The organism is Vibrio sp. ABG19 (genome assembly GCF_029962385.1).
GTDB lineage: Bacteria > Pseudomonadota > Gammaproteobacteria > Enterobacterales > Vibrionaceae > Vibrio > Vibrio ostreae.
The window spans coordinates 799,064-822,503 of sequence record NZ_CP071707.1 but is presented as its reverse complement, the minus strand read 5'-3'; the positions used below and the strand labels follow the sequence as shown (position 1 = coordinate 822,503).

The following is a 23,440-nucleotide window of genomic DNA, read 5'->3' as shown; positions in this document are numbered from 1 at the left end:
ACCTGACACTACCCTAGCGAAGCCACCTTCGATATGCAAACCTGACTCATAACTCAAACATTCGGTGAGTCAGTGTTTAAAAATCAACAACCTATTGTCTATCTGGGCTATAGTATTTCTATATGTGGCTGACGAGTTCATAACAATAGAGATGATTTATCTGATAATGCTGGTTGCGATGTTCGCTCTGATAGGTTTTATCGCATACGGCGCCATGCTGGGTATACGTTCGCAACGTCAGTTCGCCGAATTGCAGCGGCGCATTGATCAATTAGAACGTCAGTTGCAAAGTCAGTCAGACAGCGAGAGTTATGCCGCATCGTTTGCCGAGCAGCCTTCAAATCCGCAGCCAGTTTCTGTGCAGCGATCTGTTTCTGCGCAGCGATCTATTTCTGCGCAGCGATCTGTTTCTACGCAGAAACTGGCTTCTCAAGCTCAACAACCCAAGGACTCAGGCCAGCAAACAGAAGCGCACGCCGCAGCCTGGCCACAAGGTTATCAGGTCAAACTGGCCGCTAAAATTTCACCTAACACAAATGCAGCTGCCAATGCATGGTGGAGCCGTATTCGTCAGGTGATCGCCAACTTTCCGACTGGCGATCAATCCACCAACGCGCTGTTCTGGCTCGGCGGAATTGTATTGACCTTTGGTGGTCTTTTCCTGGCCAAGTACACTCTCGAAGCAGGCCTGCTTTCACCGCTAACCCGGGTACTACTGGGCTTTATGGTCGGGATCGGCTTTATTGCGGCAGCGGAATATCTGACCCGTAAAAAACAAGCTCTAGAGATCCACAGCGACTATCTGTGCGCCGCGCTGGTGTCAGCCGGTGTCATCACCTGCTACGCCATGACGCTGGTCGCATCTCACTACTATCAGCTCATCTCGTCTGGCACTGCGTTCGTTATGCTTGCCATCATCGCACTGACAGCCACCGCCATGACACTGCGTTATGGACCAATCGTGGCGGTGATTGGCATTTTAGGCGCCTACTCGGTGCCGTTCCCTTTCTGGTCATTCAATGACAGCCTGCTGACCATCGCCGGCTATATTGTTTTGGTCAGCGCGTCCGCTATCGTAGTTGCCAACCGGGTCAGGCGCCCTTGGCTGTGGTGGCTAAGCTTCTGCGCTCACTTCAGTTGGCTGCTCGGATTGATTGTCCTCAGTGCGGTGTCTGATGCCTGGATTATTGTGCTGTTTGCCCTGATTTCACTTTACCTCTATGTACTGAGCGATGTCCTGGGGTGGCGCCTGCAACAAGGCCCGCAGCGGCCATTATCGCTTAGGGTGCTGTTCATGCCGAGAAAGGAGCAAGCCGGCTTGCTCGCTTCATTATTGCCGGTGTGGCTCTTCTATGTGGTGCATGGTTATCAGCCAAGCTTAATTGTCGTCACGGTACTGTTACTGGCTCTGCTGTGTAGCGGGCCGCTGCGTCACTCCGCATTTGATACCTGGCCTCTGCTTGGCTGGCTGCTCTCCATCGCGACCTGGTGGATGCTATTGCCACAAACGAATTATACCGATCTCGATTTCATGTTCAGCGGCGCTCATCTTTACAGTCAGGCGATCGCCCTGGCGCTGTTTAGCTACGCGCTATGGATGCAGCATTGGCTGCCCAAACGGCTGGCCTTTTCTCTGCTGCTGGTGATCGGGCCAACTTCCCTGTTCGCCCTGAGCTATATTTTCTCGCCGCCGCAGGCTAACCTGGGCATGTATTCACTATGGGCCGTTGAACTATTGGTATTGGCTTTGATTGCCGAGCGGATAACCGCCCAGCAGCCACGGGGCTGGGTCAAGTTGTCAGGTATTCTGCTCGCTAACCTTAATATCAGCCTGATCTTAACCATGCTGCTGGAATCAAGCACACTGACCCTCGCCTTAAGCTTGCAGCTCATCGGGCTTGGCTACTGGTGTCAGCGTTTGACACTCACTCCGCCCCAATGGCTGGTCAAAGTGTTACTGGCCGTATTATTAATCCGCCTCACCCTTTTCCCGTGGCTGGATGAATACCAAAATGATCAGGTTCTGGGCGTACACTGGACCCTCATCGTTTACCCGCTGATCCTGATCATTCTCGCTTACGCCCGCCGCTACTATCAGGACAGACAACTGCGTCAAATTATTGCCGGAGCTATGTTGCACGTGGTGGCGCTGCTGGTCACCACCGAAAGCAGTTATCAACTGGTCGGTCACTATCCTGATTTCAGCGCGCCAAGTTTCAAAGAAGCGATACTTCTGGCAATGAACTGGCTGATCATGGCAACTGTCTATGCCTACCGTAGTCAGTATTCCCGCACACTGCGCCCGGTTTATCTAGGCTTCGCAGCTTTATTAACTGCTGGCTCCGCGCTGTACCACATCGCCCTACTGACCACCTTTAATCCGTGGTTTTCAGCTTTGACCATCGGCAACGCTCCACTGTGGAACTGGATGCTGCCGCTGTGGTTAATACCGGCGTTATTATTACTGGCCGCGGCGCGTTTAAATCTGCTCACCAGCCAGATAAAACCGGCACTGTATGGCATCAGCGCCTTGTGGTTACTGCTGTTTATCAACGGCACCATCAGGCATGCATTCCATCAGGATATGATTTGGCTTGGCCTACCGACCGAACAACTGGAGATGTACACTTACTCACTGGTCTGGCTGCTGATTTCCGTGCTGACACTGATTGCCGCGCGCCGCATGACGCAACCTGCCCTCACCCAAACCGGTTTTATCGTGCTGGCCGCCGTGGTCTGTAAAGCATTTTTGATCGACATGTCGCAGCTGACCGGCCTGTACCGCGCGCTGTCTTTCCTGGGATTGGGTCTGAGTTTACTCGGTGTGGGGTGGCTGTTTCAGAGAATGAAAACAGAGAATAACGACGTTGGTCGTTGATGCTGTTAAAACGTCGAAACTCTTGGGTTTGAAAAGTCCCTAAAATAACTTTGCTCTTAATTGTGAACCGGGCCGGTATTGAGCGTTGGGGGTGCCTGATACCTAAAATTCGTTGTGAGTTTTACCCTATGTCCCTGCGACTTATTTTCACTATAAAGAGTTTATTCGAGCCACTTTATAAATAAGGAAAATAATAAATCTTGGGTGTTTTGTTCCTGACTTCACCTCGCCTTGATAGAAATCAACTTAACCTAGTGATTTCTATCAAGGCAGTGAGCGTATATACTTTAAGACATCGGTTTCTTTACTTGTCGGCTTAGATGGCGATAGGTGGTGTCAGGAATTCAGGATGTTAATGAAAAAAATGGACGCGCCGCATGATATGCAAATAGGCGCAAGGTTTGAAACTAAAAAGCATGGCTTTGTCACAGTCGTCGAATATTACAATACTCATACGGTGATAGTTGCGTTTGAGAATACCGGAAATATACGTTCTATCACCGCAGCAAAGTTGCGCAGCGGACAAGTTTCAGATCGTTCGGTACCTCCCCAGTCCGTAATGGTGGGTGAAAAAATTGAATCAGTAAAACATGGTATTCTAACCATTGTACAAGTTGAGTCAGAAAATATTGTTGTGCTTGAGAATAGTGAAGGACAAGAAGTTCGCTTAATCATGGCAGCGGTACAAAAACTTCGTGATAATAGTGAAACTGAAGAAGAAACCCAAGATTCCGTTAAGGTACCAAAATCATTGAGTGCGCTGACTAAACGAAGTAAGAAAACCAAAGACGTTAATAGCCTGCTCAAAAAGATGCTTTCTGACTACGGCAAATAGTCAGTTCATATCCGCGCTAAATACTCCTTCCCAATGGTCAAACTTATAAGATCTGGATCACATATTTTATTCTGAGGTTTAAACTGGGCTTTAAGCTGCCTAAAAATCTTACCCATTAACGAGATCTGCGTCACAAGGTCAATTTACCTTTGTGACATAACTCATATTTAATTTTCCATCAATTCGTTATTCTTTTTCACATCCTATAAAGGAAAAAATAATTAATACTAATTAAACCCTACAGAGAATTAAATGATGAAAAAGATTATGGTTGTATGTGGTAACGGCCTTGGTACGTCGCTGATGATGGAAATGGCCGTTAAAGAAGTTGCTGCTAAAATTGGTTTATCTGCTGAAGTAGATCATGAGGATCTTTCTTCTGCATCATCCAGTAAAGCGGATATATGGGTAGCGGCAACTGATGTCGCAAACCAATTATCAGAGCAAGGTAAAGAAAACATAGTGAGCCTAAAAAACATCTTTGATAAAGCTTCAATCGAAGAACAGTTGAAAAGCTTTATCTAAAGGAATAACACCATGGCAAACTTTTTCGAATTTATGCTCGGCTTATTAAAAGAGCCAGCGATCATGGTTGGTCTTATTGCATTTATAGGACTGGTCGCTCAAAAATCGGATGTATCCACTATCCTTAAAGGTACGATAAAAACCGTAATGGGTTTCCTGATTTTAGGTTTTGGTGCCAGCGCACTGGTTGGCGCACTAAACAACTTCTCAACAGTTTTTGTTGAAGCTTTTGGGGTAAGTGGTGTAATTCCTAACAACGAAGCCATTGTCGCGCTCGCGCAAAAGGCCTTCGGTTATGAAATGGCACTGATTATGTTCTTTGCCTTCATTGTGAACATTCTTCTGGCACGCTTTACACCATTGAAATTTATTTTCCTCACCGGACATCATACGATGTTTATGTCGATGCTAGTTGCTGTCATTCTGTCGACTGCAAAAATAGAGGGCACTCTTCTTGTAGCTATGGGCTCAATCATCGTTGGCTCATTGATGGTTATCATGCCAGCACTCGTGCAAAAATACACCGAGAAAGTTATGAATACTGACCAACTCGCGATGGGACACTTCTCGACATTCTCTTACATTATTGCTGGATTTGTTGGTTCAAAATTTGGTGACACATCTAAATCAACAGAAGATCTAAATGTGCCTAAAAGTTTAATGTTCTTACGTGATACACCAGTCGCAGTTGCCGTAACCATGGCATTGTTCTTCCTGATATCTTCTATTTTTGCAGGTGGTGATTTTGTAGAAACCGTCTCAGGCGGCCAAAACTGGGTAGTATTTACTTTCATTCAGTCACTGATATTTGCCGGCGGTGTTTATATCGTACTGCAAGGTGTAAAAATGCTCATCGCTGAAATCGTGCCAGCATTTAAAGGTATCTCTGACAAGTTAGTACCCGGAGCTCGCCCTGCCCTGGATTGCCCTATGGTATTCCCTGTAGCACCGAATGCGGTATTGATTGGCTTCTTGTCTTCATTCGCCGCTGGACTAGTGGCTATGGCGGTACAAGGTGCTTTTAACTGGACAATTATCGTCGCTGGTGTGGTTCCTCATTTCTTCGTCGGCGGCGCTGCGGGTGTCTATGGCAACGCAATGGGTGGCCTGCGTGGTGCCATTCTCGGTTCATTTGCTCAAGGTCTTTGTATTTCATTCCTGCCGATGATGCTACTACCGGTACTTGGTGGCCTTGGTCTGGAAGCAACGACGTTTGCTGACTTTGATTTTGGTGTAATTGGTCTAGCTTTGGGTTGGCTTGTTTCATGAGTATATTTAATTTAATTGGCGATAACAGTATTGTTATCAACACAGAAAAAAACCTCACCGTTGATGCTGCACTAGATATCACCTGTTCAACCTTAATTGAGCAAGGAAAAGTCGATAAGAGTTACTTAGACGCTATTAAAGCAAAGCATGGGGAAATTGGAGCCTATTATGTGTTGGCCCCTAAGATTGCAATGCCACATGCCCGACCAGAGGACGGTGTCAACGAAGCTTGTTTACAAATTACCGTATTTAAAAACGGCGTAGACTTAGAGTCAGAGGATAATGGTGATGTTTATTTTTCGGTAACTCTGGCCGCCATCGATTCAGACAGCCATATCCAAACCATTGTCGCTTTATCTGAATTATTTCAAAATGACGATGATATTAACGCCATTATTTCATCTGACAATAAAAATGATATAGCAGCAATCCTTAAAAAGTATTAAACGACAATTCGTTTTCTTACACAGTGAGCCTTCAAATCTCTGAGGGCTTTTCTTATCGAATAGTCAGTAGAGTGAAAACATACTCCCGCCCATACTCACCGCAACAATAACTAAAAACAGTGCCATCAGTTTATTAATCATGATCAGATAACGGGTGTGATTAATATTTTTTCCCATGAAGCGTCCAAACATACAGTACGCCCATGGCGCGCCAAAGGCGAATACTGCAAGACCGATACACCAGGCAAACAGTAGCAGGCCAGTAATCCCTGCGTTCGAAAACTGCACGGTTGCGACCGGCAATGCCACCGTTATGCCTTTTGGGTTAAGCAATTGCATCAGCAGCCCATCGCGAAAAGTCAGCGTACGTGGTTGGGCATGAACATCATCTCCGACCGGAGCGCTGAATATCTTGTACGCCAGCCAGAGGATATACAGGCTGCCCAGCACTGAGGCGCCTTGTAGCAGTGATTCGTTCATCACCTGTTCACCGATCAGAGCGAGTGAAAAAAACAGGATAAACATGGCAACGGCCACACCAGAAAAAAAGCCCAAAATACGCGGCTGCTTTTGAATCCCATTATTTAAACCAATAGCGTTCACCGGCCCAGGCGTGTACATCACGCCAAAGGCATAAAGAATTATGTCTGTCATGGGTTACTCTTAGAATCAATCAGATAGTGAAAATCAAACGTTTAATTGACGCTGATATTGATGCGGTGTGATGCCGAAGCTCTTTTTGAACTTACGATTTAAATGGCTCACATCCGAAAAACCAAAGTTAACCGCGACATCGGATACTTTATCCCCGGTATGCAGTGCCTGTTTCGCCCTGTTAATACGGCAATTAAGCACATATTGATGCGGCGTCATACCAAACTGCTGGTTAAATTCGCGAATAAAATGGTATTTGGACATGTTCGCTGCCTGGCAAATCTCATCGACTGTCATCTTTTGACTCAGATTACAGAGAATGTACTCTTTGGCACGCAGTAACAGAGTATCTTTACGCTGGTGATAATGGCCGGAATGAAACGTACCGCCTCCGAGGCGGATGACTGACTGGGCAATCGCCAGCAACGCGGCTTCTTCTTCCAGAGCGGACAGAGCAGCTTGCCCCATCATTTGGCTCAGATTCAATACCTGACTGCGTAGCGCGTGATCGTTGAAGATCGACGATTTAAGACGAATCTGATCGTCCGATATGTGTCCGAGCGACCGCATCAGATTAGTCAGGGTTGCCTGCGGAATATAGAGCATCTCATATTGCAGCTCCGAGCGTGCTCCTGCACTGCCATCGTGGACCTGCTCCGGATTAAACAACATCACGTTACCGGCATTACTCTTATGAAAAACGCCGTCACTGAAAAAATCCTGACGACCTTTGCGAGTCACACCAATGCTGTACTCTTCATGCGCATGCTTGTCATAGCTGAACTCTTTCATCTGGGCAGAAAAAGCGCTCAAACCATGAATATGCTGACTCGGAAGATACTGAAACTGCTCTTGCATGATGCTGCTAATCACTCGCGTTACTGTAGGGATTCAGTATAAAAACTCCGCCAGCGGAAGAATAGAATAAAATTGCGAAGTTAAAGACCAGCAAAACACTGTCCGCAGCTCTGATTTTCTGGATAAATTGCGAGGACACGGATAAGTTACGAAAATTTTCACCGTGACTCAGCGCTGTTAAGTCAAAAAGCGAACCCTGTGGTTCGCTTTTTCGTATCTGTTTACCAATCAGCGCATACGCTTACAGCATGGCCACTGACTGCTGGGCAATCACAAATTCTTCATTAGTCGGAATCACAACCGCCAGTTTGGAGTCTTTGGCGGTAATCACGCCAGACTGACCGAAACGAGCGTCAGCATTCGCTTTGTCATCTTCTTGATAGCCAAACACTTTCAGGTAGTTAAGAATCTCGCTGCGAATTGGCAGTGAGTTTTCACCGATACCACCAGTAAACACAATCGCATCGACTTCTTCACCAATCGCCACCATGTACGAACCAATGTATTTCGCGACCCGGTAGGTAAAGATCTCAAATGCCAGACGGGCACGCGGATTGCCCTTTTCCATCGCTTCCAGCACACCACGCGCGTCGCTGGTCACACCGGAGACGCCAAGGAAACCTGATTTCTTGTTGAGCATGTCAAACAGCTCGTCTTGCTGCCAGCCTTTGCGGAACAGGAATTCGATCACACTTGGGTCGATATCACCACAACGGGTTCCCATCATCAAACCAGCCAGCGGAGTCAGACCCATACTGGTATCAACGCACTCACCATTCTTAATGGCAGTGACCGACGCACCGTTACCCAGGTGAACCGTGATGAAGTTACTCTGCTCTACCGGCTTATCCAGCATCTTGGCCGCTTCACGGCTAACGTAATAGTGGCTGGTACCGTGGGCACCGTAGCGGCGAACTTTCTGTTCTTCATATAACTCGTAAGGAAGGCCGTAGATAAAGGCTTTAGGTGGCATGGTTTGGTGGAAGGCGGTATCAAAAACAGCGAACTGTGGCAGGTTTGGGAACGCAGCCATTGCAGCGCGCATACCGGTTGCATTGGCTTTGTTATGCAGCGGAGCCAGTTCAGCCAGGCGTTCAACTTCTTCTATCACCGCTTCATCCACTTTGACCGTACCTTTAAAGGTTTCGCCACCAGCCACGATACGATGACCCACAGCGACAAACTGAGAAGTCAGCCCCAGGGTCTCCAGCAAGCTTACCACCCGATTGACCGCATACTGGTGATGATTGCCTCCTGCCGGGATCGCTTCGACGGTTTTCTCACCTTGGTATTTCCAGCTGATTTCAGCTTCTGGCAAACCAAAACATTCACCAAGACCAGAGACCAGGGCGTCACCCGATTGTGAATCAATGACCGCGAATTTAAGTGAGGAGCTGCCTGAGTTGATAACCAGCACGTACGAGTTCGACATGGGGATGTATCCTGTTTCCGACTAAATTTGCGAAGCCTGAGCTTCTCCGTTTGCTGGCCCTATTATTCAATAATTTTTGAATCTTTCAACTTTGTTTTAGTTTTTTGTGTGATGAAAACGAAATTTTGTTGATCTTTGACAACAAAATATTTTTTTCGAGTGTAGAAATATTTCCATATGTCACTATTTTTTAACTGCATTTCTTAATGGAGCGTGTCTTGGCCGACCAGTAACGCGTAAAATGCATCATCAGAACGAAAAAAAGCCTGTGGCAGAACCACTGGCTTTTCGATTGAAAATGTCGGCATAGAATCGGTTGCGAAAAATCACCGCCTTGTGCCTCTGTCATCATGCTTAGTGAGTGTGATACAAGCACATGCGCTTGCCTTCGATCTCCAGCACCCGGAATGGGGTTTCGTAGATTTCACTCAGAACACTTTCCTGAATAACAGACTCCACACTACCCGTTGCAACCACTTCGCCTTTCTTCAGTGCGATGATGTAATCCGAATAACAGGAAGCAAAGTTGATGTCGTGAATAACAACCACCACGGCTTTATTCAGCTCATGGGCCAGACGCTGAATTGTTGCCATGATCTGCAGCGAATGCTTGATGTCCAGGTTGTTGAGCGGCTCATCGAGGAAGATGTAGTCGGTATCCTGCGCAATCACCATGGCAATAAACGCAAGCTGGCGCTGACCACCACTCAGTTCATCCAGATACTTGTGCTGAATCGTGCTCAAATCAAGGTAGTTGATCGACTGGTCGATCACCTGCTGATCGTTCGCATCCAGTTTGCCCTGCGAGTATGGGAAGCGCCCGAAGGCCACCAGCTCACGCACTGTAAAACGCATGGTTAAGCTGTTCGCCTGGCGCAACACCGACAGTTTTCTCGCCAGGGCTTTGGTATCCCAGTCCACCAGTTCTTTACTATCGATCCACACTTTACCGGCATCACGATTGACCAGGCGGCTGGCCATCGACAGCAAAGTACTCTTACCTGCCCCATTCGGGCCGATGATTGAGGTGACTTTACCTTTCTCGAACTCCGCACTGGCCTCTTTTACCACTGCATGTTGGCCGAATTTTTTCGTCAGTTTATCGAGTAGAATCATAGCTAAACCACTTTGTTACGAATCAGAAGAGAAAGGAAATAAATGCCGCCAACGAAGTTAATGATGACACTTAGTGTGGTCCCGAAATGGAACACTTTTTCCACCATCCACTGCCCGGCCAAAAGAGCCAGAACAGACATGGCAGAACAGGCAATCAACAGCACACGATGCTGGTAAGATTTAAACCATTCCCGGGTCAGGTTCGTCACCAGGATACCGAAGAACATAATTGGCCCCACCAACGCGGTGGAAATTGAAATCAGAACCGCGCTCAGCAGCAGGACCTGGCGGGTAGTTTTGCGAACGTCTACCCCAAGGCTGACTGCATTATCATTATCGAGCCAGAACACATCCAGCACGCGGTGCATTCGGAACAATAACAAGGCTATGCCTAACAGCAACGGCGTTGCCAGATATACCAGGCTCACTTTTACATTGTTAAAGCTGGCAAACATATTGGCCTGAACGGACGCAAAGTCATTCGGATCCATCAGCATGATCAAAAACGAAGCAATATTCGAGAACAGCTGGCCAAAAATCACCCCCATCAACAATAGCGCCATCAGGTTACGTTTCTCTTTACTGAAATAAAAAGTAAATAACAGGGCCGAGAACCCCATCATCGCCGCAACAGAAAGTGAAAAATTCAGATAAGCATTAATAGCGAAGCTGCTCAACCCACCAAACAGTGCCACAATCGCCACCTGTACAAACAAGTACAGGGAATCAAAACCCATGATACTCGGGGTAAGAATACGGTTGTGGGTGATGGTCTGAAACGCCAATGAAGACTGTGCGATTGCGATGCCGGCCAGCACAATAGCTAACACTTTCGGCACACGGCGCGACAGGAAATACTCATAATTATCGGCGGTTAATCCGACACCAATGAATAATGCAGCAAATACGACGGCAAGGGCAATCATCGCCGTCAGTTTGGTTTTATCCTGCATGACGCTGACCTCGCAGGATAAGAGCGATAAATGCAAAACCACCAAAAATACTGATGATCATAGAAATAGGCACTTCATAAGGGAAAATGATCACACGCCCCAACAAATCACACAGCAGTACCAGCAAGGCACCAAAAATAGCGGTGCGAGGAATGTTGAGACGCAAATTGTCGCCATAGTAATAACTGACGATGTTCGGCACAATCAGCCCCAGGAACGGCAACTCTCCGACAATCATTACGACAGTCGCCGACATCACCGAAACCAGACAGACACCAATGATGAGAACCTGCTGATAGTTAAGGCCGAGGTTAACCGCAAAATCTTTGCCCATACCGACCGCAGAAATACGTGCGGCATACAGATAGCTGAAAATCGCGACCGGCACCGCGATATACAGCAGTTCGTAATTGCCTTTCAACAAGTTGGCGAAGTTCGCGACTGCCCAGCCGGAGAGGTTTTGAATCGCATCGAATTTGTAGGCAATAAAGGTCGCAGCAGAGCTGACCACATTACCAAAAATGATGCCGACCAAAGGGACAAAAATGGCATTTTTAAACTGAATGCGCTGAATAAACTGCACGAACACCAGGGTTCCGGCCATCGCGACAGCAAAGATCAACCAAAGGTTGTTGCCATCACCAAATATCACCAGACTTAATACATATCCCAGCATGGCACATTCGATGGTGCCGGAAGTGGAAGGTGCAGCGAATCGGTTCTGACTGACCTGCTGCATTATCAGGCCGGCGATACTCAGTCCGCCTCCGGCCAGTAACACCGCCAGCAAACGCGGTACACGGCTGGTAACAAGCAGATTCCAGCTTTCGGCATCACCGCTTAGCAGGCCTACAAACGACAAATTGCCCACCCCCACAAACAGTGAAGACAGGCTCACAATTACAAAAACGAGCAATAATTTTTTCACAACTAACCTAGGCTTGCCAGTGCCTGCCCTAAGGGCAGACACCGTTACACATGATTAAAGGCCAACAGAATTTTTCATGTCTGCCACCATCTGCTCGGTGGCTTTAACACCAGCGGCTGAGATGTACCAGGCGTTCAAATCCAAAAACTTCATGCGTTTATTCTGATAAGCATCCGTAGCTTTCACCAGATCATTTTCAAACTCTTCATGGGTGTGGCTTACGCCTTTGTTAACCAGCTTGTCACGGTCAATGATGAACAGCGTCTGCGGGTTGTGCTCACGAATAAATTCGTAAGAGATCAGATCACCATGTTTGCCTGTCTGTTTTACCTTGGTGTTTTCTTTAAAACCAAAATCACGATAGATAGCAGAGAAACGAGAGTCTTTACCAAACGTGGTCAGGTTACCGCCTGAGCTCATCACCGTCAGGGCATCCACGGTATGGTGATCAGTGTAATCATGTACCTGTTTGATCTCTTTCTTCAGCTGATCAATTTTAGCGTCAACTTGCGGTTCAATATCAAACACTTTACCCAGGTTATGCCACTGTTCCTGCGTGCTTTCCCAGTAACCTTTACTGTCATCGACAGCAAAAACGATGGTCGGTGCAATTTTAGACAGCTCATCGTAGGCTGTTGCGGCACGTGAACCCACAATGATCAAATCTGGTTTCTGGGTGTAAATAGACTCGAAATCCGGCTCGAACAGAGAACCAGCCTGTGCGTAATCATCGCCGTGGTATTTATCCAGATACGGCGGAAGTTGTGGCACTTTAGAGACAGCCACCGGCTTGATACCAAAGCTGTCGACCGCATCCAGCGCGCCTAAGCCAATCACAACAACACGTTGAGGTTTCTGTTCCAGAGTGGTTTTACCCATCTGATGTTCAATAGTCACTTCTGCAGAATGGGCTGAAAAAGACAGGACCAAAGCCAGAGACGTCAAACTGATAACGGATTTCATAATCTTCCTTTTACTAATCATTGCGATATATTTTGAGAAGCATTCGCATTAAGATGTGGCAACTATACCCAGTTACCCACCCTACCGCAACTGAGATAACCGACTTAGGATTGTAAATCTGTGTAAAACAGGGAAGATGTTGATCTGACGTTAAAAAAACGCCAGATCCTATGCAGAAACTAAGCTGCTCGTGGTGAAGATATCACCTGCGTTGTTAGGTCTGTGCCTGCGACGTGGGTAATCGTCTGCGGATCAACCAGGCTCCAACCGGTACTGTTATCCAAAGGCTCGGAAGCCAATACGATGTCATCGTCCATCACTTTGATAAATACCGTTGGCGGGTGCAGGTCCGAACTGTAACGTACCAGCCAGAACTGGTCGCCGTCTGACAGGCAAATCGACGCTTTAAACGGGGTGGTAATCCCCTTCATTGCCATCGCCTGTTCAATCTCATTCACCGTACGCCGGATAGCCGCTTCCGGATTGACAGCCAGACCATTTTTCATCATCAGCAAGAAGATCAGCTCACTGTCTGTCGTCCCCTTGCGCTGTACATAAAGTGACTCCGGCAGCATGCATTCCAGGGTATAGCGTACCTTTTCAAACTCACCAATCTGGCCGTTATGCAGAAACATCCACTGCTCTAGCACAAAAGGATGGCAGTTACTGCGCGACACCTGAGTTCCGGTCGAAGAGCGGACATGAGCCATAAAGCGGTGTGAGCGAATATGGTGGGCAAGCGACTTAAGATTTTCATCCCCCCAGGCTGGCAGAACTTCATGAAAAGTACCCGGCGTGCTGCGCTCGGTATACCAGCCTAAGCCAAAGCCGTCGGCGTTAACACGCGTCACAGCTTTGCGCGCTTCGAGACTTTGATGAACCAGCGAATGCTCCGGTTGATAAACCAGTTGTTCAAGATAAATAGGGTTGCCCTGATAGGCGAGCCAGCGACACATAAAGGTGATAGCCCTTAAATTAGAGAGGTCTTTACTAAACCACGTTTCCACCTTGCTGGCAATATCGCCGGGCAAGATTATCTTCTGCCGACCCAACGTTCATCCAGCCGGGCTGCTGACGAGAAGACATGCACCCGACAAATAGTAAAGCGGCTTACCAGTCTATTGCTAAGCCGCTTTACATACTACTTACTGGCAATTGAGCCGTTTTTGAACCGACTTTAACTCAGCTTAAACTGGGCCATATCTTTATCCAGTGCCGCAAACTGCTCTTGCACCTGTTGCGAGGTTTGGGTCGAACGACTGCTGATCGCCGCCACATCATCCACCGCATGATTCACTTGCTGCATCAGATGCGTGATGGCCTGCGTCGCCTGGGTTTGCTGCTCTGACGCATGAGTGAGTTCCACCATCTGCTGATTAAGCTGACTTATCTGATTGGTGGTCGATTCCAGTTTGACGACGGCTTCTTCAATATGTTGCGAACCGACTCCGGCAATCTGCTGCCCCTGCTGGATCTCTTTGACCACAGCAGCGGTCGAGGACTGAATCGCCTGCACAATCTGATTGATTTCGCTGGTTGATGCCGTCGTGCGTGTTGCCAGCAGGCGCACTTCATCAGCAACCACCGCAAAACCCCGCCCCTGCTCTCCGGCGCGGGCGGCTTCGATCGCCGCATTTAAAGCCAGCAGATTGGTTTGCTCGGCCAGACCTTCAATCACTTCCGTCACTTTACCGATAGCAGCACTCTCCTGACTCAATTGCCCGACTAACCGGTTAGCCTGTTCAATGGTCTGGTGCAGGTTATTCATGGTCTCTTTATTTAGCGCCAGTGACGACTTACCCTCAGCGATTTCACGCTGTGATTCGGCCAGAGCGACCATTGAACGCTGTGCCTGCTGTAAAGTGTGTGCGGTCGACTGGCTGACATCAGATAACTCTGCATCCATTGCGCTGATGTGCTGTTGCTGGTTTTTCACCTGCGACAGGGTATGTTGATTGGACTGCAATAAAGCGCCCATACTTTCACTGACACGCTGCGCTTTGTCCGTCACGCCCTGCACGATACCCGCTAAGGAAACATTCATGCGGTTGATCGATTCGGTCAGAGCAGACAGTTCATCATTTCCGTTAACGCTCAGCGGCGGCTGAGAAACATCACCGGACGCAATCAATTGTGCGCGAGCGGAAATACCCGCCACGCGACGGCCAATGCTGCGCCCCATGTAACCGGAAATCACCAGCGCCGCGACAATAACCAGAATCAAGGTAGTGACCAGCACGCTGAGCACCTGACTGATAGACGCTTCGATTCCCTCGCCGCTCTCGTCGGCTTTCAACTGCTGGGCTTTAACAACGGCTTCTAAGGCACTATCCAGGCTCTCTGCCGCTGGCAGCAATGTTTTCGCCATCTCCTGATGGGCAAAGTTCCAGTCCGGAGACTGCCGCAGTTCGATCACCTGATCAGCCAGCGGGAAAAACAACTGCTGCATCTCTTTAAACAGATCCCAAAGCGAGCGGTCACTGTCATTAAGCAGGTTCAGTTTACTGTCAATTTCACTGACCGACTGATTATGAGCTTTAATGAAATCATGATACTTGTCGAGATATTCACTGCGCCCGTATAACAGAAAATCGCGCATCGCTGAAAGTGCATTCGCGAGAGAGTTATAGCTGTCGGCGTAAACCTTAAACAAGCGCTTGCGCTCATCGCCTTCCTTATTCGAAGATTCGGCATTGATCAGCCCTTGTAACTGATCCAGAGCCACTTCGGCTATCGGGGCTGCTTCGTTGGTAAACAAATTGTGAGCTGGCAGGTTTTCAGCGCTGTGGGCCAACTCAACGATCTTCTCTACTGATGCTTTCACCGCTTGCCATTGTTTGACCACGGTTTGATAGTCTTGCTGGTCGATCAACGGCTCGAGAACGGGTAACGATTGATCAGTCTGCACAACAATCTGGTTTAACTGCTGTTTAAGGCGTTCCGCACTGGCTTCATTGCTACCGAGCAGCATATAAGCCCGTACGGTCGATAAACTGGCCTGGACCGATTGCTGAATACCACGACTGGTGTCAACGGTCGGCAAATCAGAATTAAGAAGAGACTGGGCGTGGTTATCCAGCACTGAGATACTGCGGTAGGTCATTGCCGCTGACGCGACAAACAAAAGGGCCAGCAACAAAAAACTGAGTTGCAACTTCCCTGAAATTGTTAGCTTCATCCATAAGCTCCTGTACAACTTTAGAACGACACTATAGCGTCAAACTCCGACAAGAGAAACCGAAGAGGATGAAATACTGTAAATAGGTAACCTTATGATATAAAACAGATTGCATCAAATATTGAACAATTGCTTATTAAAAAGCCAAAGGTCAATCATCGTTTGGCTCTTCAGTTAGTAAATGAGTTCCCCCACCAAAGGCAATACCACACACAAGCCAAACAAAGCATGGGTCTTATCCGAATAACGAATCGGGATCAGAAATGGCGCCGCAACAAACAAGGTTATCAACACAGGAATAGCACTCAGTGAGGTGGTCAAATAGCACAGCAACAAAACCACGCTGAGTACCACCAGCCAACGGTCTGGCACCATCAGCTTTTTACCCAAAGCCAGCATAAATACAAATGCAATAATGAAAGGTAACATCAAAACACCTTAACGATAATAATTTTCATTTAGATTTATACTAGACATTCCCCGTAACAAAAGCAAGGGATAATGATACACCAGCGCAAACGCCATTCGGGTTGGGGAATACGATGAGTTAAGGTATATTGCCCGACAACTTGACTGACGATTCGATTACCATGAAAACCCCTTGTATTGCCGCCTGCAAAAATAATGGCGGAATTTGCTCAGGCTGCCATCGCACCATGCCAGAAATTATCCAGTGGCGAAAGTGGTCGGATGCCGAGCGTGACGCTGTCATGCAGCAATTATCCCGGGAAAGTGCGACTCATGACTGCCCTGCTTGCGGCGATGCGGCGCACTGTGACATCAGTGCCGGTAAAAGTACCTGCTGGTGTTTTGAACTGGAAACGCGCGCAAGCAATGAAGAGCGTAAACAGCAAGCCTGTTTGTGCCGCCACTGTCTGTCTGCGCTGCCGATTGCTTAGTATTGTTCAACCGATGAAAGGCATTACCTTATGCCTTTTATGAACCACGTCCCTCAACGCACTCGTTGCCCATAGCGAACTGCTCACCATTGAAAAAGGAGGCCTTAGCCTCCTTATTCAATATTCTGACGCGCGTTATTTTACACTCAAAGCCTTGGCTGCAAACTTCACGCCTTCCCAGCCATATTGCATAAAGTTGCGAATGTTCTGATGATCATCATTATCCGGATGCCCGAGTACATCTTTACGGTAGAAATCGCCAAAACAAGCCAGAGTCTGTTCCGGACTCAGGGTATGTAAACTAGCAAACGAAAAGATTTTGCATGAGCCGTTATTTTGGTTGGCTTCGTTGTGCAAGTCGCCATTTTCAAAAGCCGTTGGGGTGAAATCATAGTTCGCGTCAATCACGCTGATCACATCAGCAAATGCCACTTGCTCTGGCTGCTCGGCAATTTGAGTCAATAGCTCATTCAGTTCCATGGATTCTTATCCTGTTTGATTGAAAACCGGCAGTCTAAATAAAATTCGTCACGATGCAAACCGGAATGTCATTTGCGTAAACCGGAACGTAACTTGCTTAAACAGGAATATCATTTGCATAAACAAGATTGTAATTTGCTTAACGTCATAAGGTGCCACTTTATGCACATAAATCTATTGCTTTTATAGTGCGCTTGTGGCTTTTATTGTGCTAGTACACATACTATTCATCCGGTTTCAGCGTCGTTGAAATAACCGTTAATAAGGCGGCAGGACACATGAAAAAACTATTACAGCGTTTTCCTTTGTATAAAGTGGTTACCGTCATCGCAGGTCTGCCGATGTTACTCGCATTGGCACTGGCGACTTTAAACGTGATTGACCTAAATAACAAAGTTGACACAGCCCACCACGATAAAGAGACGGTGCAACTGATCTTGCTCTACGATAACCTCGCCCATAACCTGGCACTGGAACGCGGCCTCACTGCCGGCGTGTTAGGCTCCAAGGGTCAGGGCGCTCAGGTAGAACAATTGAGTAAGCAACGCATTGAATCAGATAAACACGCTCAGGCGCTGCTTAATTTCAACCCGCAATACATTAACACCAGCCTGGCAGATAAACTCAAATCCGATGTCGCCAAACAGTTAGCTCAGCTGACGGAAGTACGCCGTCAGGTCGATAGCCTGAAGCCTCAGATTTCGTCTTTTGCTTACTATTCCAATTTGAACCAACTGGCTATTGATGACTCACAAGTGTTGTTGTCCACCATTGATGATGTGGAAGTGGCAAAGCTTGGTAGTGCGATGCTATCTGTGGTGGTCATGAAAGAGCGAGCCGGACAGGTTCGGGGGGCACTCAATGGCGCTTTCGCGCGTCAGGCATCTTCACCGGCGCAGTATACGGCGGTGAAAGGTTACATTGATTCGGGTCAATACGCTGAACGTACAGCTATGACCATCTTGCCCGCTACACTTATCAGCGAGTTGAATCAGGCGAAAAGTAGTAACACCTGGAAAAATGTCGAACAAGTTCAACGCTCTTATCTCGACCAAGTCGATAGCCTGGAAAATCTGCAAGGGCCTGAACCATCACAATGGTTTGGCGCAGCGACAGAACGTATCAAGCTGATTAACCAACTACGCAACCATCTCCAACAACAGATGGTTACCATTTCCGATAGCCAGGCTGACCGTGCCCAAACCAATCAGCAGCTCATTCTGGTGGTGAGTATTGTCGTGGGTATTGTTTTAATCTGGAGTCTGGTCAGCATTGTTGCATCACTGCGCGAGCGAGTCGGACAACTGAATAAAACCATACACAACATGGCATCAAAGCGCGATCTGACCGTGGCATTGCAAGCGGAAGGCAATGACGAAGTTTCCCAGATTTCGACCAGTGTTAACGATTTTATCAGTAATATTCGTCAATTGTTGGCTGACGTGACTCAAACCAATAACCACAGTGCCGAACGGCTGAAAAACATCGTCCAGGGTGCGAAAGATCTCGGTAAAAGCAGCAGCAGTACCACTGCCAAATGTGAAAATATCGCCGCAGCCATGACCGAGCTTGCCCAGTCAAGTGTCGAAATCGCCCAGGCATCGGAACGTGCGCTGGAAGAAACCACACAAATGACCCAGCGCGTGGTCGAATGCCAGGGGCAAAGTCAGTCTTCGTTCAAGGCTGTCGAGGCCCTGGTTGAGCAGATAGAACAGACTCAGACCTGCATGACCGAATTGGAAAAAGATGCGCAAAGTGTCAGCAAAATTGTTGATACAATCAACAGCATTTCTGAACAAACCAACTTGCTGGCACTGAATGCCGCCATTGAAGCGGCGCGCGCCGGTGAACACGGGCGCGGCTTCGCGGTCGTATCTTCTGAGGTGCGCGATCTTGCTCAGCGTAGTAAAGCCGCGACAGAGCACATCAGCCAGTTACTGGGCAACATTACCAATAACACGACGATTGCGGTCAACAACATGCAAAAGAGTCATCAGGCTACCAGCGTGACCTTTGATTCCGTATCGACCGTAACCAGTAGCGTATCCGCGCTGGAGAGTGTGATTGATGAGGTTAACTCACACATTACCAGCATCGCTAATGCCACCATCGAGCAATCGAAAGCGAGCGAAGATGTCGATAAAGATGTCGACATCCTGGCGGAAATCGCCCAGAAAACGGGGCAGTTAGCACAAGATATGAACAACATCGTCAGCAGTTATCATGGTGAAGTGGACCGGGTAAAACGAACCTTGGGCGAGTTTAAACTCAGCTGATGTGACCGACAAACAGCAACTAAAAAGGGCATCCTCTGATGCCCTTTTGTCTTTCATTTATGCCCGCTTGATGGCAAACAGTACCCGCCTGGCCAATATCAGCGCCTAAAACGGTACTTCTATCTGCATAAACCAATCAGCCTGATACTCTTCATGCCAGCGATAATCCAGGCGAACTCTGGGCTCTCCGCTTTCACGTTCACCAAACCCAAGGCTGAACTTCAGCCCATGATTGATCAACCACTCTTCCGTGTTCATATCCTGTTCCTGCTCAACTAGCTTGGACGGAACCCACAGCCCGAGGCCAAGGTAACTGTGTTCGAGTTGTTGAGTCACAATCGGATTGCTGTCATTTTTATCATTGACCAGCCAGCCCTGCCAGTAGTCGCCGCTTTGCGGAGAGCGGGTATCAGTTTCAACGTCGAATACCAAAGCCTGCTCACTGCCCTGCTGCCAATGCTCGTCAAAGTTGTCACACGGAGTATAAACGGCAACATCATCTACTACTGGGTGGAGCGGATCGATGGATAAATCAGCATCGCAGACCGATGCCAGGCACGGCAGAGAAAAAAGCGCGACCAACCCAACACACACTTTCATCATTAACCACTCCTATTCACCAACAGGCGTTAATATACATCGAGCTCAAGCAAAAGCTTAGCGACCGACGGCGTTGTCAGATGCCGGATATCCTCCCGCTCTTTTAAACTCCGCCGCAGATCTGTGCTGCGAACCTGAACTCTCTCCGGACAAGCCATGACCGACCAACGTTGTAATATTTCTTTTGATTTGTAGAACTGACCAAAATTAAATAAATTATCCGGCCCAACAACAAAGGTGATATCCGCATCGGGAAACTGCTGTTGTAAACGCTCCAGCACCGCATAGGTGGTAACGCTCTCGCCCGGCTGATAAAGATCCTGTTCTACCGAACAACGTTGTAACTTATCTGACGCTAAATCGCCAATGAAAGCATCAATAAGTTTACAGCGTATCTCATAATTCAGCATTTCTTTACCCCACGCATGGGAAATACTGGGCACCAGCAAAATACGGTCGAAATGTTCCAGTGAGTCAATCACGCTTTTATGGCCTAATGTCGGCGGGTTAAAAGCGCTGCCAAAAACAGCAATTTTGTCCATCTTTTCCCCGATTCAGTGTGAAAGTCGCTTTCACGGTTTTCTAATTGAATGTTTGCGGTATGATACTACGATAGTTTTTTATTGCTTGCAGGAAAAGGAACTCTAATGGAACAAATTATCCGCGAAGAGATGCATGTACTTCCAGTGATCGACCCACAATTCGAAATTGAACGTCGCGTTGGTTTTATCAAACGCAAACTATCAGAGTCCGGTTGTAAGGCGCTGGTTCTGGGTATCAGCGGTGGCGTTGACTCAACCACTTGCGGCCGTTTGGCGCAAATGGCGGTAGACGCGCTGAACAAAGAGCATGGCAGCAACGCTTACCAGTTTATTGCTGTTCGTCTGCCGTACGGCTCGCAAAAAGACGAAGATGAAGCACAACTGGCACTGTCATTTATCCAGCCAACCCATTCCGTTTCGGTCAATATCAAAGCGGGAGTAGACGGCCTGCACGCAGCGTCTCACGAAGCCTTGGCGGGCACAGGACTGATGCCTGCTGAAGCGGCTAAAATCGATTTTGTCAAAGGTAATGTCAAAGCACGCGCACGTATGGTGGCACAGTATGAAGTGGCAGGCTACGTAGGTGGCCTGGTGCTGGGGACCGACCATTCAGCTGAAAATATTACCGGCTTCTACACCAAATTTGGTGACGGAGCCTGTGATCTGGCTCCCCTGTTTGGTCTGAACAAACGCCAGGTTCGTCAGGTTGCAGCAACACTGGGCGCACCTGAACTGCTGGTGAAGAAAACACCGACGGCCGATCTGGAAGAACTGGCACCACAAAAAGCGGATGAAGATGCACTGAACCTGACCTACGATCAGATCGATGACTTCCTGGAAGGCAAAGCTGTCTCACCTGCTGTTGCCGATCGTCTGGTGTCGATTTACAAAGCGACACAGCACAAACGTCAGCCGATCCCAACCATCTACGACTAACTCTAACACAGCCAATAGCGCGTTTGAGCTTATGTCCGGCAGCGAAACACTTCTCGTTATTCAGTGTGTTAGGCTGTTTCTTTCAGCCGGGTCCTCACGGCCCGGCTTTTGTTTACACCCCACCTTATGTGCTACAACAGTTTTGCTACAAAAAAACCAAAAAATCATTACTTATCAATCAAATAGCGTGACAACACTCCCAAAGCCTTCATTCCGTTTTTGTACGCCTGCAATGTGTGAAGCACTCTCCATATTTTTTGTGAAATGCGTCGGAAAATAACCCCATCTGTTTCGTTCTAAAGGTTAATTCATATGTTGTATATGGAATTTATTTTCCTGCTATTGGTGCTCTATACGGGCTCTCGTTATGGCGGTATCGGCCTCGGTGTTGTTTCCGGTATCGGTCTGGTTATCGAAGTGTTTATTTTCAAGATGCCGCCAACCTCACCGCCGGTGACGGTGATGTTAATCATTCTGGCGGTCGTTACCTGTGCTTCAATTCTCGAAGCCGCCGGCGGGCTGAAATATATGCTACAGGTCGCTGAGCGCCTGCTGCGTAAAAACCCCAAACGCGTCACCATCATCGCGCCTCTGGTGACCTATTCGATGACCTTCCTACTGGGTACCGGGCACGCGGTTTACTCTATTATGCCAATTATCGGTGATGTGGCGCTGAAAAATGGTATCCGCCCGGAACGTCCGATGGCAGCGGCCTCAGTGGCATCACAGATAGCCATTACCGCGTCACCTATCTCTGCCGCTGTGGTTTACTATCTGGCAGAGCTGTCCAACATCAACCATAACATCACCTTACTCTCCATTCTGATGGTTACGGTACCGGCTACCCTGTTTGGCACCGTACTGATGTCGCTCTACAGCCTGCGCCGCGGTAAAGAACTGGATCAGGACCCGGGTTATCAGGAACGATTACAAGACCCGGTATTGCGTGAGCGCATTGAAACCACGACAGCCACTTCGCTGAACGAACAGTTGCCTGCGTCGGCAAAGAACTCAGTGTTGCTGTTTATCCTGTCGATCCTGGTCATCGTACTGGTTGCAATGTTTCCGGAAGTACGCCAAATCGGCGATGCCAAACCAATCAATATGGCGACCGTGATTCAGATGATGATGCTGTGTTTCGGCGGTATCATCATGCTGGTTGCCAAGGTTGAGCCGAAGAAAGTACCGGAAGGCGTGGTGTTTAAATCCGGTATGGTTGCAGCAATCGCTATCTTTGGTATTGCCTGGATGTCAGATACCTATTTCCAGTATGCGATGCCGCAGTTTCGCAGCGGGATCATCGATATGGTGAATGCATATCCCTGGACATTTGCCCTGGCGTTGTTTGTCGTCTCTGTAGTGGTTAACTCGCAAGCTGTGGTGGCAAAAATGATGCTGCCGGTTGGTCTGGCGCTGGGACTGGAACCGGCACTGCTCATCGGCCTGATGCCTGCGTTGTACGGATACTTCTTTATCCCGAACTACCCGTCTGATATTGCAACCGTGAACTTCGATATCACCGGCACCACCAAAATCGGCAAGTGGTATTTCAACCACTCGTTTATGGCTCCGGGTCTGGTCGGGGTCATTGGTGGCAGTTGCATGGGCTACATACTTGGTCAGATGGTGATTGGCTGACCGTGTAGCCAAACAGCAGAACATCTTATTGCGA

22 protein-coding genes are annotated in these 23,440 nt (G+C 48.1%); 9 read left to right on the top strand and 13 right to left on the bottom strand.

What is annotated here, in order from left to right; genetic code table 11:
* The first annotated feature begins 151 nt into the window (after nt 1-151).
* From J0X00_RS03655 to J0X00_RS03635, 5 genes are all read left to right on the top strand, one after another.
* A complete protein-coding gene (locus tag J0X00_RS03655; RefSeq protein WP_282476342.1) occupies nt 152-2,878 on the top strand; it encodes a DUF2339 domain-containing protein in 2,727 nt (908 codons plus the stop codon).
* Nucleotides 2,879-3,233: 355 nt separating this feature from the next.
* Entirely contained in the window at nt 3,234-3,713 is a 480-nt protein-coding gene (locus J0X00_RS03650; RefSeq protein ID WP_206208426.1) for a hypothetical protein, read from the top strand.
* A 255-nt stretch (nt 3,714-3,968) separates the two neighbouring features.
* Nucleotides 3,969-4,238 (top strand): PTS sugar transporter subunit IIB, encoded by a 270-nt coding sequence (locus J0X00_RS03645; protein ID WP_282477000.1) that lies wholly within the window; start codon nt 3,969-3,971, stop codon nt 4,236-4,238.
* Between the two features lie 12 nt (nt 4,239-4,250).
* The gene (locus J0X00_RS03640; protein ID WP_282476341.1) at nt 4,251-5,507 is read left to right on the top strand and encodes a PTS ascorbate transporter subunit IIC; all 1,257 of its coding nucleotides are present in this window, start codon (nt 4,251-4,253) and stop codon (nt 5,505-5,507) included.
* Nucleotides 5,504-5,953: a PTS sugar transporter subunit IIA gene (locus J0X00_RS03635; RefSeq protein WP_168797040.1), complete on the top strand. Its 450-nt coding sequence runs from the start codon at nt 5,504-5,506 to the stop codon at nt 5,951-5,953. The genes J0X00_RS03640 and J0X00_RS03635 overlap by 4 nt, the downstream gene beginning before the upstream one ends.
* A 63-nt stretch (nt 5,954-6,016) precedes the next feature.
* Here J0X00_RS03635 and J0X00_RS03630 read toward each other — a convergent pair whose 3' ends face one another.
* From J0X00_RS03630 to J0X00_RS03585, 10 genes are all read right to left on the bottom strand, one after another.
* On the bottom strand, nt 6,017-6,607 hold the full coding sequence (locus tag J0X00_RS03630) for a LysE family transporter (RefSeq protein WP_282476340.1): 591 nt from the start codon (nt 6,605-6,607) through the stop codon (nt 6,017-6,019).
* A 33-nt stretch (nt 6,608-6,640) separates the two neighbouring features.
* The gene (locus J0X00_RS03625) at nt 6,641-7,465 is read right to left on the bottom strand and encodes an AraC family transcriptional regulator (protein ID WP_282476339.1); all 825 of its coding nucleotides are present in this window, start codon (nt 7,463-7,465) and stop codon (nt 6,641-6,643) included.
* A 241-nt stretch (nt 7,466-7,706) separates the two neighbouring features.
* Nucleotides 7,707-8,897 (bottom strand): acetate/propionate family kinase, encoded by a 1,191-nt coding sequence (locus J0X00_RS03620; protein WP_282476338.1) that lies wholly within the window; start codon nt 8,895-8,897, stop codon nt 7,707-7,709.
* 354 nt (nt 8,898-9,251) lie between these two features.
* Nucleotides 9,252-10,013: an iron chelate ABC transporter ATP-binding protein VctC gene (gene vctC / locus J0X00_RS03615; RefSeq protein ID WP_136486873.1), complete on the bottom strand. Its 762-nt coding sequence runs from the start codon at nt 10,011-10,013 to the stop codon at nt 9,252-9,254.
* A gap of 2 nt (nt 10,014-10,015) precedes the next feature.
* Nucleotides 10,016-10,966, bottom strand: coding sequence for an iron chelate uptake ABC transporter permease subunit VctG (gene vctG, locus J0X00_RS03610; protein ID WP_218561833.1), 951 nt, complete (start codon nt 10,964-10,966; stop codon nt 10,016-10,018).
* The gene (gene vctD / locus J0X00_RS03605; protein ID WP_136486877.1) at nt 10,956-11,894 is read right to left on the bottom strand and encodes an iron chelate uptake ABC transporter permease subunit VctD; all 939 of its coding nucleotides are present in this window, start codon (nt 11,892-11,894) and stop codon (nt 10,956-10,958) included. The genes vctG and vctD overlap by 11 nt, the downstream gene beginning before the upstream one ends.
* Before the next feature lie 54 nt (nt 11,895-11,948).
* Nucleotides 11,949-12,857 carry a siderophore ABC transporter substrate-binding protein gene (locus J0X00_RS03600; protein ID WP_136486879.1) on the bottom strand — a complete coding sequence of 303 codons (909 nt, stop codon included), beginning with the start codon at nt 12,855-12,857 and terminating at the stop codon, nt 11,949-11,951.
* 179 nt (nt 12,858-13,036) lie between these two features.
* Entirely contained in the window at nt 13,037-13,813 is a 777-nt protein-coding gene (locus tag J0X00_RS03595) for a class II glutamine amidotransferase (protein ID WP_282476337.1), read from the bottom strand.
* A gap of 221 nt (nt 13,814-14,034) precedes the next feature.
* Nucleotides 14,035-16,035, bottom strand: a complete 2,001-nt coding sequence (locus J0X00_RS03590) for a methyl-accepting chemotaxis protein (protein WP_136486884.1) — start codon at nt 16,033-16,035, stop codon at nt 14,035-14,037.
* A 174-nt stretch (nt 16,036-16,209) separates the two neighbouring features.
* Nucleotides 16,210-16,464, bottom strand: a complete 255-nt coding sequence (locus tag J0X00_RS03585) for a hypothetical protein (RefSeq protein ID WP_218561831.1) — start codon at nt 16,462-16,464, stop codon at nt 16,210-16,212.
* A 161-nt stretch (nt 16,465-16,625) separates the two neighbouring features.
* Between J0X00_RS03585 and J0X00_RS03580 the strand changes: the two genes are divergently transcribed.
* The gene (locus J0X00_RS03580) at nt 16,626-16,934 is read left to right on the top strand and encodes a cysteine-rich CWC family protein (RefSeq protein ID WP_282476336.1); all 309 of its coding nucleotides are present in this window, start codon (nt 16,626-16,628) and stop codon (nt 16,932-16,934) included.
* A gap of 135 nt (nt 16,935-17,069) precedes the next feature.
* Here J0X00_RS03580 and J0X00_RS03575 read toward each other — a convergent pair whose 3' ends face one another.
* Complete coding sequence (locus J0X00_RS03575; RefSeq protein WP_136486891.1) at nt 17,070-17,414, bottom strand: HopJ type III effector protein; 345 nt, start codon at nt 17,412-17,414, stop codon at nt 17,070-17,072.
* A 278-nt stretch (nt 17,415-17,692) separates the two neighbouring features.
* Between J0X00_RS03575 and J0X00_RS03570 the strand changes: the two genes are divergently transcribed.
* Nucleotides 17,693-19,690 carry a methyl-accepting chemotaxis protein gene (locus tag J0X00_RS03570; protein WP_282476335.1) on the top strand — a complete coding sequence of 666 codons (1,998 nt, stop codon included), beginning with the start codon at nt 17,693-17,695 and terminating at the stop codon, nt 19,688-19,690.
* A 105-nt stretch (nt 19,691-19,795) separates the two neighbouring features.
* Here the strand turns inward: J0X00_RS03570 and J0X00_RS03565 are convergent, their stop codons facing one another.
* Both J0X00_RS03565 and J0X00_RS03560 read right to left on the bottom strand, forming a co-directional pair.
* Nucleotides 19,796-20,290 carry a hypothetical protein gene (locus J0X00_RS03565; RefSeq protein ID WP_346762938.1) on the bottom strand — a complete coding sequence of 165 codons (495 nt, stop codon included), beginning with the start codon at nt 20,288-20,290 and terminating at the stop codon, nt 19,796-19,798.
* A gap of 29 nt (nt 20,291-20,319) precedes the next feature.
* Nucleotides 20,320-20,832 carry a nicotinate-nicotinamide nucleotide adenylyltransferase gene (locus tag J0X00_RS03560; protein WP_282476334.1) on the bottom strand — a complete coding sequence of 171 codons (513 nt, stop codon included), beginning with the start codon at nt 20,830-20,832 and terminating at the stop codon, nt 20,320-20,322.
* 105 nt (nt 20,833-20,937) lie between these two features.
* Between J0X00_RS03560 and nadE the strand changes: the two genes are divergently transcribed.
* On the top strand, nt 20,938-21,768 hold the full coding sequence (gene nadE / locus J0X00_RS03555; protein WP_218561829.1) for an ammonia-dependent NAD(+) synthetase: 831 nt from the start codon (nt 20,938-20,940) through the stop codon (nt 21,766-21,768).
* A 312-nt stretch (nt 21,769-22,080) separates the two neighbouring features.
* Entirely contained in the window at nt 22,081-23,406 is a 1,326-nt protein-coding gene (locus J0X00_RS03550; protein ID WP_136486897.1) for an anaerobic C4-dicarboxylate transporter, read from the top strand.
* Nucleotides 23,407-23,440 lie beyond the last annotated feature (34 nt).

Bases quoted from the DNA above. Each gene is read 5' to 3' on its own strand.
- J0X00_RS03655 (WP_282476342.1), top strand. From the start codon at position 152: ATGATTTATCTGATAATGCTGGTTGCGATGTTCGCTCTGATAGGTTTT.
- J0X00_RS03650 (WP_206208426.1), top strand. From the start codon at position 3,234: ATGAAAAAAATGGACGCGCCGCATGATATGCAAATAGGCGCAAGGTTT.
- J0X00_RS03645 (WP_282477000.1), top strand. From the start codon at position 3,969: ATGAAAAAGATTATGGTTGTATGTGGTAACGGCCTTGGTACGTCGCTG.
- J0X00_RS03640 (WP_282476341.1), top strand. From the start codon at position 4,251: ATGGCAAACTTTTTCGAATTTATGCTCGGCTTATTAAAAGAGCCAGCG.
- J0X00_RS03635 (WP_168797040.1), top strand. From the start codon at position 5,504: ATGAGTATATTTAATTTAATTGGCGATAACAGTATTGTTATCAACACA.
- J0X00_RS03630 (WP_282476340.1), bottom strand. From the start codon at position 6,607: ATGACAGACATAATTCTTTATGCCTTTGGCGTGATGTACACGCCTGGG.
- J0X00_RS03625 (WP_282476339.1), bottom strand. From the start codon at position 7,465: ATGCAAGAGCAGTTTCAGTATCTTCCGAGTCAGCATATTCATGGTTTG.
- J0X00_RS03620 (WP_282476338.1), bottom strand. From the start codon at position 8,897: ATGTCGAACTCGTACGTGCTGGTTATCAACTCAGGCAGCTCCTCACTT.
- vctC (WP_136486873.1), bottom strand. From the start codon at position 10,013: ATGATTCTACTCGATAAACTGACGAAAAAATTCGGCCAACATGCAGTG.
- vctG (WP_218561833.1), bottom strand. From the start codon at position 10,966: ATGCAGGATAAAACCAAACTGACGGCGATGATTGCCCTTGCCGTCGTA.
- J0X00_RS03600 (WP_136486879.1), bottom strand. From the start codon at position 12,857: ATGAAATCCGTTATCAGTTTGACGTCTCTGGCTTTGGTCCTGTCTTTT.
- J0X00_RS03595 (WP_282476337.1), bottom strand. From the start codon at position 13,813: ATGTGTCGCTGGCTCGCCTATCAGGGCAACCCTATTTATCTTGAACAA.
- J0X00_RS03590 (WP_136486884.1), bottom strand. From the start codon at position 16,035: ATGAAGCTAACAATTTCAGGGAAGTTGCAACTCAGTTTTTTGTTGCTG.
- J0X00_RS03585 (WP_218561831.1), bottom strand. From the start codon at position 16,464: ATGTTACCTTTCATTATTGCATTTGTATTTATGCTGGCTTTGGGTAAA.
- J0X00_RS03580 (WP_282476336.1), top strand. From the start codon at position 16,626: ATGAAAACCCCTTGTATTGCCGCCTGCAAAAATAATGGCGGAATTTGC.
- J0X00_RS03575 (WP_136486891.1), bottom strand. From the start codon at position 17,414: ATGGAACTGAATGAGCTATTGACTCAAATTGCCGAGCAGCCAGAGCAA.
- J0X00_RS03570 (WP_282476335.1), top strand. From the start codon at position 17,693: ATGAAAAAACTATTACAGCGTTTTCCTTTGTATAAAGTGGTTACCGTC.
- J0X00_RS03565 (WP_346762938.1), bottom strand. From the start codon at position 20,290: ATGAAAGTGTGTGTTGGGTTGGTCGCGCTTTTTTCTCTGCCGTGCCTG.
- J0X00_RS03560 (WP_282476334.1), bottom strand. From the start codon at position 20,832: ATGGACAAAATTGCTGTTTTTGGCAGCGCTTTTAACCCGCCGACATTA.
- nadE (WP_218561829.1), top strand. From the start codon at position 20,938: ATGGAACAAATTATCCGCGAAGAGATGCATGTACTTCCAGTGATCGAC.
- J0X00_RS03550 (WP_136486897.1), top strand. From the start codon at position 22,081: ATGTTGTATATGGAATTTATTTTCCTGCTATTGGTGCTCTATACGGGC.